This window comes from Microbacterium timonense, assembly GCF_900292075.1.
In the GTDB taxonomy this organism is placed as follows: domain Bacteria; phylum Actinomycetota; class Actinomycetes; order Actinomycetales; family Microbacteriaceae; genus Microbacterium; species Microbacterium timonense.
This window is the reverse complement of the sequence record NZ_OLMV01000002.1, coordinates 590,319-603,665: the sequence shown is the minus strand read 5'-3', so window position 1 is coordinate 603,665 and position 13,347 is coordinate 590,319. Positions and strand designations below refer to the sequence as shown.

Sequence of the window (13,347 nt, the reverse complement as noted above, 5' to 3'; positions counted from 1 at the left end):
GCTTCGGTCGACGCGGGGTCAGACGCGCACGAAGGTGCCCGGGCGCACCCGGGCGGAGCGAGTGGTCCCGTCGGGAAGCTCGACCTGTACCGACCGGGTGTCGCGGGCGAGGTTGGCCAGCAGCACCACGTCACCCCGGTCGGTGCGAGCGCCGAGCGCCCACACCAGGCCATCGGGCGAGTCGCCGCGAAGTCCCGGCCGGCCGGCGAGGTCGGCAAGCGCCTCGATCGCGTCGAGCACGGGATAGGGGATGCCGTCGGCTCCGCGTACGCCGCGCGGCCCCCACTCCTCGAAGTAGGCGAGGGTGGCGACACCCGGCACCGCGAGGGCGGCGGCGCTGGCGATGGTCCACGCGGCCAGTTCAGGCGCCGTCTGGCGCGCATCGGCCGCCTCGATCAGCGCCGAGCCGTATCCCTCGCGCAGATCGTCGTGCACCGGCAGAGGCGGCGGCGTCGTCGCGACGTCGTTGAAATGCGGGCGCAGCGAGATCGGTCCGATGTGCACCGGCAGGCCATCGGCGATGGCCACACCCTGTCGCGCCACGAGCCGCTGCATCGGGAGCGCCTCGACCAACTGCGCGCCGCTGAGACTGTGGAACAGCGGCGTACTGCTGAAGACGATGCCGTCCAGGCCCCGCGGAAGTCGGTGGTGCTCGCGGTTGAGCTCGGTGAAGTGCGAGCGGGCGCCGCCGACGACCGGGATGTCGAGCCGTGACTCCGACAAGGCATGGCGCAACAGGGCGATCGCCTCGAGGTCGGAGACGTGCCGAGCCGCACCGCTGGGCCAGAACGCGGTGACGCGCGCAACCTCGGTCCCCGCCAGCGCGCGCACGGCCTCGTCGAGCTTGGACGGGTCCCCGTCTGCCGGCACGAACCGCACGTCGAGCGGCCGGCCCGCGGTCTGGGCGCGGCCCAGAGCGGCGCGCCAGTTCCGCGTGGCGAGATCGAGCTCGACGATGACCGCGGCGGGCCACGGATCCGCGCTGCCGGGTGTTGCAGCCGGACGAGGCCCCGGGTCGGGCGCCGTGGCCGCCGACACCGCGATCGCGGGAAGCGCGGGGCCCGCCTCCAGGCGGATGCGGGTCAGCGGATCCACCGTGACGGGGGCCGGCGATCCCGACACCGCGACCTCGATCGACTGCACGACCCGCTCACCCGCCTCGAGCCGGTACGGGAACGGCAGCGCCAGCGGACGGCTGTACGTCTTGTACGAGGCATCCGTCCAGTTGCGCTGGTCCTCCATCTCGAAGACGTCGCCCTCGAAGCGCAGGTCGACCTCCAGGCCGTCGTGCGTCCACGACAGCGCGCCGATGTCGAATGCCGGCTGGTGCGGGCTGATGTCGGAGGGGAACCGGGATGCCGCGACGCGGCCGTCGCCGTGCCGGATGCGCATCTCGCGCCCGGCGAGCACCGGCGGATGCAGCACCACAAGACCCGTGCGGTTCGTCTCGAACGCGGAGATCGACTCGAGGTCGGTCAGGACTCGCAGGCGATCCGGGCCACGGACCTCGGCCCGCACGATGCCCCGGAGCTGTGCGCCGAGCCCGACGGAGTGCACGTGCAGAGTGAGGGCGAGGTTGGACGCGTCGACCCGGTCCACCACGAGCTCCGTGGTGTCCCAGTTGCGATCCCGGACGACTGCGCGCACCGAGCGGAGCACGACGCGGCCGGCGTGCGCGACGTCGGCGAACTCGTCGTCGCGCAGCTCGAGCGACCATGCGCCGCTGCGCCAGGTGCGCGCCGGTTCGCCGTTCCACACGTCCGTCATCATCCCCATCCTCGTCCTCCCCGTGTCAGTCGTCTCGGCCCCTCGCCCTCCCGTCCCTCCGGCCCCGTCCCTCCGGCCCCGCCACTCCGGACCCCGCCACTTCGGTTTTGGGGCGCGGAAAGTCCGTTCGGGGCGCAGAAGTCGCGCCCCAACCCGACGGTATGCGCCCCAAACCGGGAGGAGAGGGCCGGTGGTCAGATCGTCGTCATGCCGCCGTCGACGGAGAACAGCGCGCCCGTCGCGAAGGCTCCGTCGTCGCTGGCGAGGTACACCATGATGCCCGCGACGTCGTCCGGGGTGCCGGCCCGGCCGAGCGGGATGCGGCCGATGATCGCGGCGCGCGACTCGGGGTCCTCGCTGATCGCGGCCACCAGCGGCGTCTCCGTGTAGGCGGGCTGGACCGTGTTCACCCGGATGCCGCGATCGGCATATGCCGCGGCGACCGTGCGTCCCAGGCCGTGGATTCCGGCCTTCGACGCACTGTACGCGGTGAAGTCCTTGCCTTCGCCGTTGACGCCGGTCGGGCTGCCGGTGAGGATGATCGATCCGCCGCCGCGGGGCAGCATGGAGCGCACCGCGTGCTTGACCGTCAGGAATGTCCCGGTCAGGTTGATGTCGATCGTGCGGCGCCAGATGTCGAGGTCGAGGTCGGCCGCCTGCGCGTCCTGCCCGAACAGCTGCACGCCGGCGTTGGCGACCACGACGTCGGGTGCCCAGCCGGCTGCCTCGACCTCGGCGAACGCCGCGGCGACGGCATCCTCGTCCGAGATGTCCATCGTGACCGCCCGCGCACTGACACCGATCTCGGCGGCCGCCGCCGCAGCGCCTTCGCCGTTGCGATCGGCGAGGATGACGCGGGCGCCCTCGCGGGCGAACCGCCGCGCCACGGCCAGACCGATGCCGAGCGCCGCGCCGGTGATCAGCGCGGTCTTGCCGTCGAGCTGCCCCATATCCGTTCCTTTCCGGCCCTCGGAGCTCTCAGCGCTCGATCTTGTCGAGGTGGAGCATGCGGGCGAGGTTCTTGTCGAGCTCGTCGTCGCGGAAGATCTTCTTCCAGTCCTCCTTGATGATCGACTCGCGGCCGTAGTCCATCGCGATCAGGCACGCGTCCGAGAACGGGTTGTCGCCGCGCAGGCCGTTGGCGAGCGCCACCTGCGTGTGACCGTAGAGGATGCTGCGCGCGGCGGCCTCGGGCACGCCCATCGTGTTCACGGCCTCCTGAAGGGCCTCGTTGAGCAGGTCGCCGATCATGCACGCGACGGTCTCGACGAGCGTCGGCTCGAGCTGCGCCAGCTGCTTGATCGTGACCCAGTGCACGTCGATGACGGGGGCGTAGATGGCGCGGACCGTGGCCTCGACGATCGCCTTCTTGTCGGGCTCGTCGGACTCGATCGCGGCGATCGCGTCCTGCGGCGCCGCGATGCCGCCGAAGGTGTCGGCCCACTCTTCGGGCGTCCGGCGCTGCAGGAAGATCGACGGGTGGCACGGGTGGGCCACCGCCTGGATGACGTCCTCGCGCGTGGTGAGCAGCCCGGCATATGCCGCCGCGGGATCCAGCGTCAGCACGATCGCCCCGGGCTTCAGCTGCGGCACCAGGTCGGCGGTGACCGACTGCAGGGCCAGGTCGGGCACGGCGAGCACGACGATGTCGGCGTCGGCGACCGCGGTGGCGGCATCCGTCAGCTCACGGCCGGCCTCCAGTGTGCGCTGCTGACCCGCGGGCGAGTTCTCGACGTACCAGACGGTGTGGTCGGTCCCTGCGAGGTTGTTGGACACGCGCATGCCCATCTTCCCGCCTGCGCCGATGACGGCGATCTTGTAGGTCCGCTGTCCAGAGCTTGTAGAAGGGTCGGTGGTCGTGGTGCTCACGATGTGCTCCTCAGGTACTCGATGGTGGTGCGGGTCCATTCCCGCTCGGTTCGGATGGTGGTCTCGGCGTCGCCCTGCCACGACAGCCAGTGCTCGACGACCTCGTTGATGCCGCGCTCGCGCGGCCGGACGGTCTCGAGCAGGTGCGGGTAATCGTGCAGGCCGTCGCCCATGGCGGCGCCGCCGTAGGTGAACCCGACCCAGCCGGGCTGACGGGCGAACGCGAAGTCCTTGACATGCACGTTCTTCACGACGGATGCCGTCGCCTCGACGCAGTCCCGCGGCAGCTCGAGACGGGCGACGACGTTCGCCGGGTCGAGGCAGACGCCCAGCCGGTCGCTGCCGATGCGTTGGATCAGGCCGACGAGCTCTGCGGTGGCGACCTGCTCGTACGTCTCGAGGGCGAGGTCGACGCCGGATGCCTCGTAGGCCGGCAGCGCAGCGCGCAGCCAGTCCTCGGCCTGGGTCATCGTCGGGCGGTTCTCGGGGGAGTACAGCATGCTGCGGACCAGGCGTGCGTCGAAGACGGCGGCGAGATCGAGGAAGCGAGCGAGACGCTCGGGTTCGATGCCCTTCGTGCCGAGCTCGACCGTGAGGCCCAGGTCGCGGGCGGCGGCCGCGGCATCCGTCAACTGCACGTCGTCCATCTGCTCCAGCGGCGCGTAGTCGCAGATCTGGAAGAGGTCCACGCCCAGCTCGCGGGTCGCTTCGAACGCCCCGATCAGCGACAGCGGCTCGGGGACGAGGTCGGAGTGCTGCCAGAAGAAGGCATACGTGCCGAGGCCGATCATGCGCCGACCTCCACGTCACTCCCGCGAGACTCCAACGCAGCGCCGAGACTGCGGTCTGCGGCTGCTGTCTCGGCGCCCGCATGAAGTCTCGCGGTGGGGCGGGCCATCCGGGAGGAGGCGAGGGCGGATGCCTCGTCCAGGACCGCAACCAGTGCATCGGGATCATGCGCGAAGCGGCCGAGGAAGAGGCCGTCGACCGCGTCGCCGAGGCGGGTGAGGAGGCCGGGACCGGCGGAGCCGCCGTAGATGACGGCGCTTCCGGCGCGGGCCGGGTCCGCGTCGAGGGCGGCCCGCACCGCTCGGGTGACGGTGGTGATGTGGTCGTCGGGGGCGGGCTCTGCCGCGCCGATCGCCCAGACCGGTTCGTAGGCGAGGATCACCGGACCGGCGGGCACGCCTTCGAGGTTCGCGGCGAGCTGTTCGACGTTCGCGAGCGCGGCGGCGGCGGTCCCGAGCCGCTCCGCTTCGCCGATGCACAGAACGGGAGTGATGCCGTGGGAGAGCGCCGCGGCGGCCTTGGCGCCGGTGACGGTGTCGGTCTCGTCGAACAGTCGCCGCCGCTCGGCATGGCCGATCTCGGCGACGCCGACCCCGACCTCGGCCAGCTCGGCCGCCGTCACCTCGCCCGTGTAGGCGCCGGGCTCGAACTCGGACACGTCCTGGGCCCCCACGATCACCGGTGTGCCGGCGAAGGCGGCGAGGGCGGCCGGGACCTGCAGGTAGGTGGGGATGACGAAGAACCGGACGGCGCCCGTGGTCACAGCCGGGTGCGCACCGGCGCGCCGGGCGACGTCGGCGAACCACGCGCGGGCGCGTTCATGCCCGAAGTACGTCTTCAGGCTCACCCCGACCGTGACCTGCGCGGGCATCAGCAGGAGCCCGTGGTCTCGTACTCGTCGATGACGGCGACCTTCTGCGCCGAGGCGGACGTGGTGTCGAAGCGGTAGGTCAGCCACTCGCGCACCAGGCGGCGCGCGAGCTCGATGCCAATGACGCGCTGACCCATGGTGAGCACCTGCGCGTTGTTGGAGAGCACACCGCGCTCGACCGAGTACGAGTCGTGTGCGGTGACCGCACGGATGCCGGGAACCTTGTTGGCGGCGATCGCCACACCGAGCCCCGTGCCGCAGATCAGCAGCGCGCGGTCGGCGTCGCCGGAGGCGACGCGCTGGCCGGCCTCGATCGCGACCTTCGGGTAGGGGGTGTGACCGTCGGCGTCCACACCCACATCGATGACCTCGGCCACGCCGGGGTTGTTCTCGAGGTCCTTCTTGAGGATCTCTTTGTAGTCGAAGCCGGCGTCGTCGGCGCCGATCACGATGCGCAGCGGCTCAGCCATTCGCGCTCTCCTTCTGGTTCGGTGCCGCGAGCAGTTCGCCCACGGCGGTGACGATCAGCGCGAGCGAGATCGCGCCGGGGTCGGGGGTGCCGACGCTGCTCTGACCGTGCGTGCGGGCACGCCCCATACGAGGCAGGAGATCTGCCGTCGCCTGCGCGGCCCGGGTCGCGGCATGCGCGGCCGTCCGCCACGCGTCGGCCAGTCGCGCGCCGCCGTCGACAGCCTGCGTCAGGGTGGCGCTGAAGGGCACGAGCGCGTCCACGAGAGTCTTGTCGCCGACCTCCGCCTTGCCATAGTCGGTGACGGCGCGCGAGCCGGCGGCCACGCCCGCGGCGACCGCGGCCGCCTCGGGACGTCCTTGGTCGCCGAGCTTGGCGGCGACCGCGCCGAGGATCACGCCCCACAGCGCTCCGGACGTGCCGCCGGCCCTGTCGGCCCATGCGTCGGCAGCGCGGGCGAGGGTGGTTCGCGCGCCCGCTCCCGCATCCACCGCCGCGGTCGCCGCGGCCAGCGCCGCATGCGAGCCGCGCTGCATGCCGATGCCGTGGTCGCCGTCTCCGGCGATCGCATCGATGCGACCGAGCTCCTCCACGTGCGCGTCGACCGTCTCGACGACCGTGCGCAGCGCGGCGAGCACCGTACGAGCGGCTGAGCGGGATGCCTCGTCTCCGGGCTCGATGGCCTCGGTGGCGGTCGCCGTGGTCGGGGCCGCAGCACCTGCACTGATCGGGGAACGAGCCGAAGTGTCCGTCCGCTGGTGAGCGGCGACGGCACCGCGACGGTACGCGGGCGTGTCGACGGGCGACTGCCACAGCGCCTCGAGCTCGTCGTCCAGCCAGAACAGCGTCAGCGACGTGCCGGCCATGTCGAAGCTCGTGCAGTACTCGCCCACGTGCGGATCGACGAGCTCCAGGCCGGCGTCCGCCAGCAGCTGGGCGATACGCCGGTAGACGACGAACATCTCCTCGTACTTCAGCGAGCCCAGCCCGTTGAGGATCGGCACCACGCGGGCGCCCGCCAGCTGCACCCCGTCGGGCACCTCGGCCAGCAGCTTCTCCACGAGCAGCTCCGCGAGGCCGTCAGCCGTGGGGATGTCGGTCTCGTCCACTCCCGGTTCGCCGTGGATCCCGAGCCCGATCGCCATGCGCCCCTCGGGCACGGTGAACAACGGCTGCTCGGCTCCCGGCAGCGTGCAGCCGGTGAACGCGACGCCGATCGACCGGGTCCGCTCGTTGGCGCGGCGGGCAAGACGGGTCACCTCTGCCAGGTCGGCTCCGGACTCTGCGGCGGCCGCGGCGATGCGGAACACGGTCAGATCGCCGGCGATGCCGCGCCGTTTGTGAGCCTCGTCCGCCGTGGCGCTGAAGATGTCATCGGTGACGGTGACCGTCTCGCAGGCGATGCCTTCGGCGCGCAGGCGCTCCTGCGCGGCATCGAAGTTGAGCACGTCGCCGGCGTAGTTGCCGTAGCTGAAGAACACGCCGCCGCCGAGCTCGGCCGCTTTCGCGACGGAGTAGACCTGCTGAGTGGACGGCGAGGCGAACAGGTTGCCCATCGCCGCGCCGTGCGCGAGCCCGGGGCCGACAAGTCCGCCGAACGCCGGGTAGTGACCCGACCCGCCCCCGATGACGACCGCGACCTGTCCCGCCGGCGACATCGTCGCGCGGACCACTCCGCCCGGCACGCGTCGCACGTGGCGACCGTTGGCGGCGACGAACCCGTCGATCATCTCGTCGGCGAAGTCCGCGGGATCGTTCCACAGCCTCGTCATCGGCGACCGGCCTTCGGGTCGGCGGTCGTGACGGCTGCGTCAGCCGCGGCATCCGCACCCTCATCGACCGTCACCGGATTGATGCGGTTGCTGCGGGCGAGCAGCACCATGAGCACGGCAGACACCAGCATGAAGAACCCGACGATGAACATCGGCACCTCGTAGCCGCCGGTCCAGTCGTGCACCGCCCCCGTCACGTAGGGGGCCGAGAAGCCGGCGAGGTTGCCGATCGTGTTGATGAGGGCAACCCCGGCCGCCGCCGCGGCGCCGGTGAGGAACCGGGTGGGCAGCGTCCAGAAGTTCGGCAGTGCGGCGAAGATGGCGCACGCGGTGACGGTGATGACGGCGATCGTGGCCGCCGGTGAGCCGGCGAAGAGGGCCAGGGGGATGCTGATGGCGCCCGCCACGGCGGGAACGGCGATGTGCCAGGTCTTCAGACCCCGCTTCGAGGCATCCCGCGACCAGAAGTACATGACGATGGCGGCCGGGAGGTACGGGATCGCCGTGATGAGGCCCTTCTGCAGGGTGTCGAAGGTCTGGCCGGTCTGCGCCTGGAAGCCCTCGATGATCGTCGGCAGGAAGAACGCGAGGGCGTACAGGCCGTAGATGAAGCCGAAGTAGATGAACGAGAGCACCCACACCCGACCGCTCTTGAACGCGTACTTCGCCGAGACGTGGGTCTCCTTCTTCTGCGTCGCGGCCTTCTCTCGGTCCAGCGCATCGGTGAGCCAGGTCTGCTCGTCGCGCGTCAGCCACTTCGCGTCGCTGGGCTTGTCCTTGAGGTAGAACCACGCGATGACGCCGACGACGATCGCGGGGATCGCCACGCCGAAGAACATGAAGCGCCAGCCCTCGAGCCCGAACGCGCCGTGCTGCTGGATGAGCCAGCCGGCCAGCGGAGCGCCGATGACGGTGGTCAGCGGCTGCGCAAGGTAGAAGAGCATGAGGATGCGGCCGCGGTACTGCGCGGGCACCCACAGGCTGAGGAAGAGGATGGCACCGGGGAAGAAGCCGGCCTCGGCCACGCCGAGGAGGAAGCGCAGGACCACGAGCTGCTCGAAGTTCTGCACCCATGTGAACAGCAGCGCGACGATGCCCCAGCTGACCATGATGCGCGAGAGCCACCGCCGTGCGCCGAACTTGTGCAGGGCCAGGTTCGAGGGCACCTCGAGCAGGATGTAGCCGATGAAGAACACCCCCGAGGCGAAGCCGAACTGCGCCGCGCTGAGCGCGAGGTCCTCGTTCATGCCGTTGGGGGCGGCGAAGCCGATCGCGGTGCGGTCGAGGTAGTTGATGAAGAACATCAACGCCACGAACGGCACGAGGCGGATCGACACCTTCCGGATCGTCGAGCGCGCCACGGGCGGCGCGGCGGTGATCTGGTTCTGGTCCACGGTGACTCCTGCTCATCGACGGTGATCGAGGTGGCTTTCCGGTCCATTGTGACAAACCGGTTGACCAATTGCAAGACCGGTTGACCAATCCAGCGCGACTCGGACGAGGCAGGCTAAGTTGTTCGCATGCCCGCGTACCCCGATGACCGCTCCGCCGAGATCACGGCGGCGCTGGGCGCGCTTCCGACCGGCACGCCGGTGTCGGAGGTCGCGCGGCGTCTCATGGATCTGTTCACGACCGGCGACCTCGAACCGGGAACGCGTCTGCCTCCCGAGAGACAGCTGGCCTCGACCCTCGGCGTCGGACGCTCCGCCGTGCGAGAAGCCCTGGCTGCCCTGGAGATCCTCGGCATCCTGGATGTGCGTCCGGGGTCGGGCACGTACCTGCGCGGGACCGCCAGCGAGCTGCTGCCGCAGACGCTGCGGTGGGGCCTTCTCATCGGCCGCAAGAACACCGGCGAGCTCCTCGAGCTGCGTTCCGGCCTCGAGATCTACGTCGCGCGGCTCGCGGCGGGTCGCGCCGAGGAGTCGGATCTGCGCGCCCTGTCGGAATCGCTCGACCGCATGCGCAGCGGGGTCGGCGACCTCAAGGCGTTCGCACGCGCGGACCTCGAGTTCCACAACGCCCTCGCCGCGGCCGCCGGCAACGACACCCTCGTCGACCTGCTGCACGTGGTGCGCTCGCTCCTGCAGGTCTACGCGGACCGCGCGGTGCACGATGAGGCCGAGGCGCTGACGGCGATCGACGAGCACGCGGTGGTATTCGGTGCCATCGAGGCGGGCGATGAGGATGCCGCCGCCTCGGCGATGGCGACCCACATGGGCACCGCGTCCGAGCGCCTGGCGGCCGAAGCCGCCCGCTGATCCGGAGGGCGGCGCCCTGTCTACGACTTCGTCACGGCCGATGCCGGGGCGCGACCCGCGATGACCCGGGCGAGGTCGGCGTCCAGCGCGCGGAGCGTCTCGGCATCGATCGCCGCTCGGCCGGCCATCGACAGCAGATCGCCGCCGCGCGGCAGTCCCACCATCTCGGTGTTCACCACGTCCGGTGCGTGGCGTGCGACCACCTCGCCGAGCTCTGCGTCCGACAGGAGCTGCGCGAGCGGTCGGCTGAGCAGATCGGCGGCCTGCAGTTCGTGGCGGCGCGGAATGGCCTCCGCGGTGCGCAGCGCGCGCTCATGATCCGCACCGGCCCGCAGGTGCTCCGGTCCGACGTCACCCTCCACTGGAAGACCGAGTCGCACGTACTGACTCGCCGGGGCATCGCCGGCTCGCATGAGTTCCACCATCAGCCGCGCCATGCGCAACTCCACCTCGTCGTCGACGAGGGGATCGAGTTGACCGGGGTCCGTCGACAGGTCGAACAGCAGAGTGCCGTGCCGCCACGAATTGAGCCAGATCGCCGTCGACGCCATGCGCATCGTACGCAGCCCCTTCGTGAACGAGAAGGGCTCGGCGGGCTCCCAGGACGCGAGCTCGTCGACCGAGAACCGCGCCCGCATGTGGGTCGGCATGAGGGTGAACTCCTCGAGCGGACCGTTGTCCGCGGTCTGTGCGGCACGCATGTACACGTACCGGCCGTCGGTGACGTTGACGTGCCCGCCGTGGATTCCGAACAGGGCTCCGTCGTGCGCGGAATCGTCCCGGTGGAGCGGCACGCCGGTCATGTCGGCGGTGCACTCGATGCCGAAGAAGTCCAGAAGCGTCACGGGGATGTCTATCGTCTGAGCGAGACGATCGTCGCGGACACCGCGCCGCCCGGTGCGCGGATCCCAGAGGTACATGGGAATGTGGACCAGCTCGTTGAACCACGGGGTGATGCCTTTGGCCCACCATCCGTGCTCGCCGAGGAGGAAGCCGTGATCGGTGTTGACGATGAGCATGGTGTCGTCCCACAGGTCGAACTCATCCATGGCGTCCAGCACTCTCCCGAGTGAGTGGTCGCACATGTCCAGCAGGGCGAGATACTCGTCGCGCGTCTTCGCGATCTCCCGGTCGCTCTCCAGGACTTTCCGGTAGGCCGGCCAGTCGAACGACGCGTCCGCATCCAGGCCGCGGGACGTGCGGAACCGTTCGGCGGCGAAGAACGGCTCGTGCGGGTCGAACAGCTCGATCTGGAGCATCCAGTCATCCGCCCCGGCGTTCGTCCGGACGAAGTCGAGTCCGGCGTCGACGGTGCGTGTCTGAGAATGCGTTGCCTCGGTCGACATGTGCTCCCGGTTCACCGCATCCTGGAGACGGGCACGCACCGGGAACGGCAGGCGGACGTCGCCGCGTCCGACGACACCCTTCCACGGGTCGCCCTCCTGACCGCGGAAGACCTCCCACGTCGAATACCGCGTGTGGTACGTCGCGCCGCCGTCCTCCCAGTAATGCAGGTGGTCCGAGACGAGATGAGTGTGGATGCCGTGTGCGCCCAGCATCGCAGGCACCGAATCGTCGAACGGCTCCAGCGGCCCCCAGCTGCGGTGGAGGAAGTTGTGACGGCCGGTGTGGAGCTCGCGCCGCGCGGGCATGCAGGGCATGGAGCCGGCGTAGAAGTTCTCGAACGACACCGTGCGCTCGGCCAGACGCGCGAAGTTCGGGAACTCGCGGCCCGCGTCGACGAACGGCGGCACCATGTGCCGGTTCAGGCTGTCGAACATCAGCATGATCGCGCGCATGGTCAGCTCGCCTCCTGACCGCTGACGACGAGTTCGGGTTCGATCTGCACGTGCTCGCTTGCTGCGTAGCCCAGACGCCAGGCGCCCACCCATACGGGACCGTCCGCCGGTACCGGGATCGGCGCCGAGTACAGGTGCCATCGACGGCCATCGGGCTCAGGAGAGCCGGATTGCTGTTCGATCTCGGACAGCGGGGGGAACGGTCCGGAATGCGGAGGGTCGACGGTCCAGGCGATCGACGCACCGGGTGTCTCACACGTCGCCGACAGCGTGCCGTCAGCCACCGACACGTGCGGAGCCGCGGTCGTTCTGGGTATGCCGCCCGGCCGCCACTGCTCGAGAAGCTCGTTCTCGGGAAGGACGCCGAGGTCGCCGTGGTCTGCCCGCCATTGCTCGAGCGCCTCCCGCAGACGCTGCTTGACATCGCGGTAGTCCGGGTCGCCGGCCAGATTGCGGGTCTCGTGCGGGTCGTCGTGGAGGTCGTACAGCTCCTCGGCGGGCCTCCCGGCGGCGACGAGCGAGCGTTGAAGATCGGTGAGGATGTCGGGCGCGCGACCGAGCGAGAGGCGCTGACCTTCCTCGTGGACGAGCCGACGCATATCCGCCCACGTCGCCAGATGGTCGGGGTAGTAGTTGTACTGCATTCCCGAGCGGTCCGGATGCAGGTTGAGGACGTATCGGAAGCGCTGGTCGCGGACCGTGCGCACGGCATCCTCCTGGGCATCCATCCGATCTCGGGCGCCGAAGGCGTAGGGGCCGGCAGGCAAGGGCGTCCCGGTCTCATCGAACAGCGGCCGTCCATGCATGTGTCCGGGCACCGGGATCCCGGCAGCGCGGAGCATCGTCGGTGCGAGGTCGAGCATCTGCACCACTTCGTCGCGGGCGGTGCCGGCGGCCAGGCGGCCCGGCCAGCGAGCGATGAGGGGCACCCGCAGGCCGGCCTCGGTGGCCCAGCGCTTGGCGCGGGGGAAGCTCGCCCCGTGATCGCTCCAGAAGACGACGAGCGTGTCATCGCTCAGCCCGTCCTCGTCGAGTTGATCGAGGATGCCGCCCACCCAGCGGTCCATGGCAGTGATGAGGTCGAAGTACCGTGCCCACGCCTGCCGGAAGGCGTCGGTGTCGGGATGGTACGGGGGCAGCGGGACCTCGGCGGGATCGCTGCGTTCCTCATCGGTGAGTTCGGCGGTCGCGGCGGCGTACAGCTCGTCGCCGTACACGCGGGACTCGTGCGTGATGAGGCTGTGGAACGAGGCGAAGAACGGTGCGCCCGCGGGCCGATTGCGCCAGTGCGCGGTGCTCGAACAGTCATCGAACGCGGTAGGCGGAGTCTGCACCTGGAAGTCGGTGAACCAATTGTTCGTCGTGTAGTAGCCCGCCTCGCGGAAGTACTCGCTGAACAGGCGGACTTCAGGCGGCGGTACAGCCTTCGTGCGCATATGCATGGTGCCGATCGCGTTCGGGTAGCAGCCGGTCATGATCGCCGAACGAGAGGGCGCACAGACAGGAGCCGCCGCGAAGGCGGAGCCGAACCGCACGCCCTCGCGCGCCAGTGCATCCAATCGCGGCGTCGACGGCTGGTCGGCGGCCGGCCAGATATCGGCGTACGCCCCCATGTGCGGGTTGATGTCATGCGTGGAGATCCACACGATGTTCGTCGCTGCCATCGTCTCCTCCTCGAGCCGTTTCGATCGGTGTTGCAAAAAACACTGAACGCTATTTAGTATTACACGACCCGACCGCAGCACCGCGGCCG

The 13,347-nt window shown here is 70.1% G+C and carries 11 protein-coding genes; 1 reads left to right on the top strand and 10 read right to left on the bottom strand.

Annotated elements, in window-relative coordinates; genetic code table 11:
• Window positions 1-18: 18 nt before the first annotated feature.
• From C9992_RS08620 to C9992_RS08585, 8 genes are all read right to left on the bottom strand, one after another.
• Window positions 19-1,767: a hypothetical protein gene (locus tag C9992_RS08620; RefSeq protein WP_106815336.1), complete on the bottom strand. Its 1,749-nt coding sequence runs from the start codon at window positions 1,765-1,767 to the stop codon at window positions 19-21.
• 194 nt (window positions 1,768-1,961) lie between these two features.
• Window positions 1,962-2,717 carry an SDR family NAD(P)-dependent oxidoreductase gene (locus tag C9992_RS08615; protein ID WP_106815152.1) on the bottom strand — a complete coding sequence of 252 codons (756 nt, stop codon included), beginning with the start codon at window positions 2,715-2,717 and terminating at the stop codon, window positions 1,962-1,964.
• 28 nt (window positions 2,718-2,745) lie between these two features.
• Window positions 2,746-3,636, bottom strand: a complete 891-nt coding sequence (locus C9992_RS08610; RefSeq protein ID WP_106815151.1) for a phosphogluconate dehydrogenase C-terminal domain-containing protein — start codon at window positions 3,634-3,636, stop codon at window positions 2,746-2,748.
• A complete protein-coding gene (locus tag C9992_RS08605) occupies window positions 3,633-4,427 on the bottom strand; it encodes a sugar phosphate isomerase/epimerase family protein (protein ID WP_106815150.1) in 795 nt (264 codons plus the stop codon). Before C9992_RS08605 ends, C9992_RS08610 begins: the two co-directional genes overlap by 4 nt.
• Window positions 4,424-5,296: a triose-phosphate isomerase family protein gene (locus tag C9992_RS08600; RefSeq protein ID WP_106815149.1), complete on the bottom strand. Its 873-nt coding sequence runs from the start codon at window positions 5,294-5,296 to the stop codon at window positions 4,424-4,426. The genes C9992_RS08605 and C9992_RS08600 overlap by 4 nt, the downstream gene beginning before the upstream one ends.
• Window positions 5,296-5,766, bottom strand: a complete 471-nt coding sequence (locus tag C9992_RS08595; protein ID WP_106815148.1) for a ribose-5-phosphate isomerase — start codon at window positions 5,764-5,766, stop codon at window positions 5,296-5,298. The genes C9992_RS08600 and C9992_RS08595 overlap by 1 nt, the downstream gene beginning before the upstream one ends.
• Window positions 5,759-7,537 (bottom strand): dihydroxyacetone kinase family protein, encoded by a 1,779-nt coding sequence (locus C9992_RS08590; protein ID WP_106815147.1) that lies wholly within the window; start codon window positions 7,535-7,537, stop codon window positions 5,759-5,761. Before C9992_RS08590 ends, C9992_RS08595 begins: the two co-directional genes overlap by 8 nt.
• Window positions 7,534-8,931, bottom strand: a complete 1,398-nt coding sequence (locus C9992_RS08585) for an MFS transporter (RefSeq protein WP_106815146.1) — start codon at window positions 8,929-8,931, stop codon at window positions 7,534-7,536. Before C9992_RS08585 ends, C9992_RS08590 begins: the two co-directional genes overlap by 4 nt.
• Before the next feature lie 126 nt (window positions 8,932-9,057).
• On the opposite strand from C9992_RS08585, the gene C9992_RS08580 reads away from it, so the two are divergent.
• Complete coding sequence (locus C9992_RS08580) at window positions 9,058-9,795, top strand: FadR/GntR family transcriptional regulator (RefSeq protein WP_106815145.1); 738 nt, start codon at window positions 9,058-9,060, stop codon at window positions 9,793-9,795.
• Window positions 9,796-9,815: 20 nt separating this feature from the next.
• On the opposite strand, the gene C9992_RS08575 is transcribed toward C9992_RS08580, so the two are convergent.
• On the bottom strand, window positions 9,816-11,594 hold the full coding sequence (locus C9992_RS08575) for a sulfatase (RefSeq protein WP_106815144.1): 1,779 nt from the start codon (window positions 11,592-11,594) through the stop codon (window positions 9,816-9,818).
• A 2-nt stretch (window positions 11,595-11,596) separates the two neighbouring features.
• Window positions 11,597-13,258, bottom strand: coding sequence for a sulfatase family protein (locus C9992_RS08570; protein ID WP_106815143.1), 1,662 nt, complete (start codon window positions 13,256-13,258; stop codon window positions 11,597-11,599).
• Window positions 13,259-13,347 lie beyond the last annotated feature (89 nt).

Excerpts from the sequence above, each read along its gene's own strand:
- C9992_RS08620 (WP_106815336.1), bottom strand. The coding sequence starts at position 1,767 with ATGACGGACGTGTGGAACGGCGAACCGGCGCGCACCTGGCGCAGCGGC.
- C9992_RS08570 (WP_106815143.1), bottom strand. The coding sequence starts at position 13,258 with ATGGCAGCGACGAACATCGTGTGGATCTCCACGCATGACATCAACCCG.
- C9992_RS08575 (WP_106815144.1), bottom strand. The coding sequence starts at position 11,594 with ATGCGCGCGATCATGCTGATGTTCGACAGCCTGAACCGGCACATGGTG.
- C9992_RS08595 (WP_106815148.1), bottom strand. The coding sequence starts at position 5,766 with ATGGCTGAGCCGCTGCGCATCGTGATCGGCGCCGACGACGCCGGCTTC.
- C9992_RS08580 (WP_106815145.1), top strand. The coding sequence starts at position 9,058 with ATGCCCGCGTACCCCGATGACCGCTCCGCCGAGATCACGGCGGCGCTG.
- C9992_RS08600 (WP_106815149.1), bottom strand. The coding sequence starts at position 5,296 with ATGCCCGCGCAGGTCACGGTCGGGGTGAGCCTGAAGACGTACTTCGGG.
- C9992_RS08615 (WP_106815152.1), bottom strand. The coding sequence starts at position 2,717 with ATGGGGCAGCTCGACGGCAAGACCGCGCTGATCACCGGCGCGGCGCTC.
- C9992_RS08605 (WP_106815150.1), bottom strand. The coding sequence starts at position 4,427 with ATGATCGGCCTCGGCACGTATGCCTTCTTCTGGCAGCACTCCGACCTC.
- C9992_RS08590 (WP_106815147.1), bottom strand. The coding sequence starts at position 7,537 with ATGACGAGGCTGTGGAACGATCCCGCGGACTTCGCCGACGAGATGATC.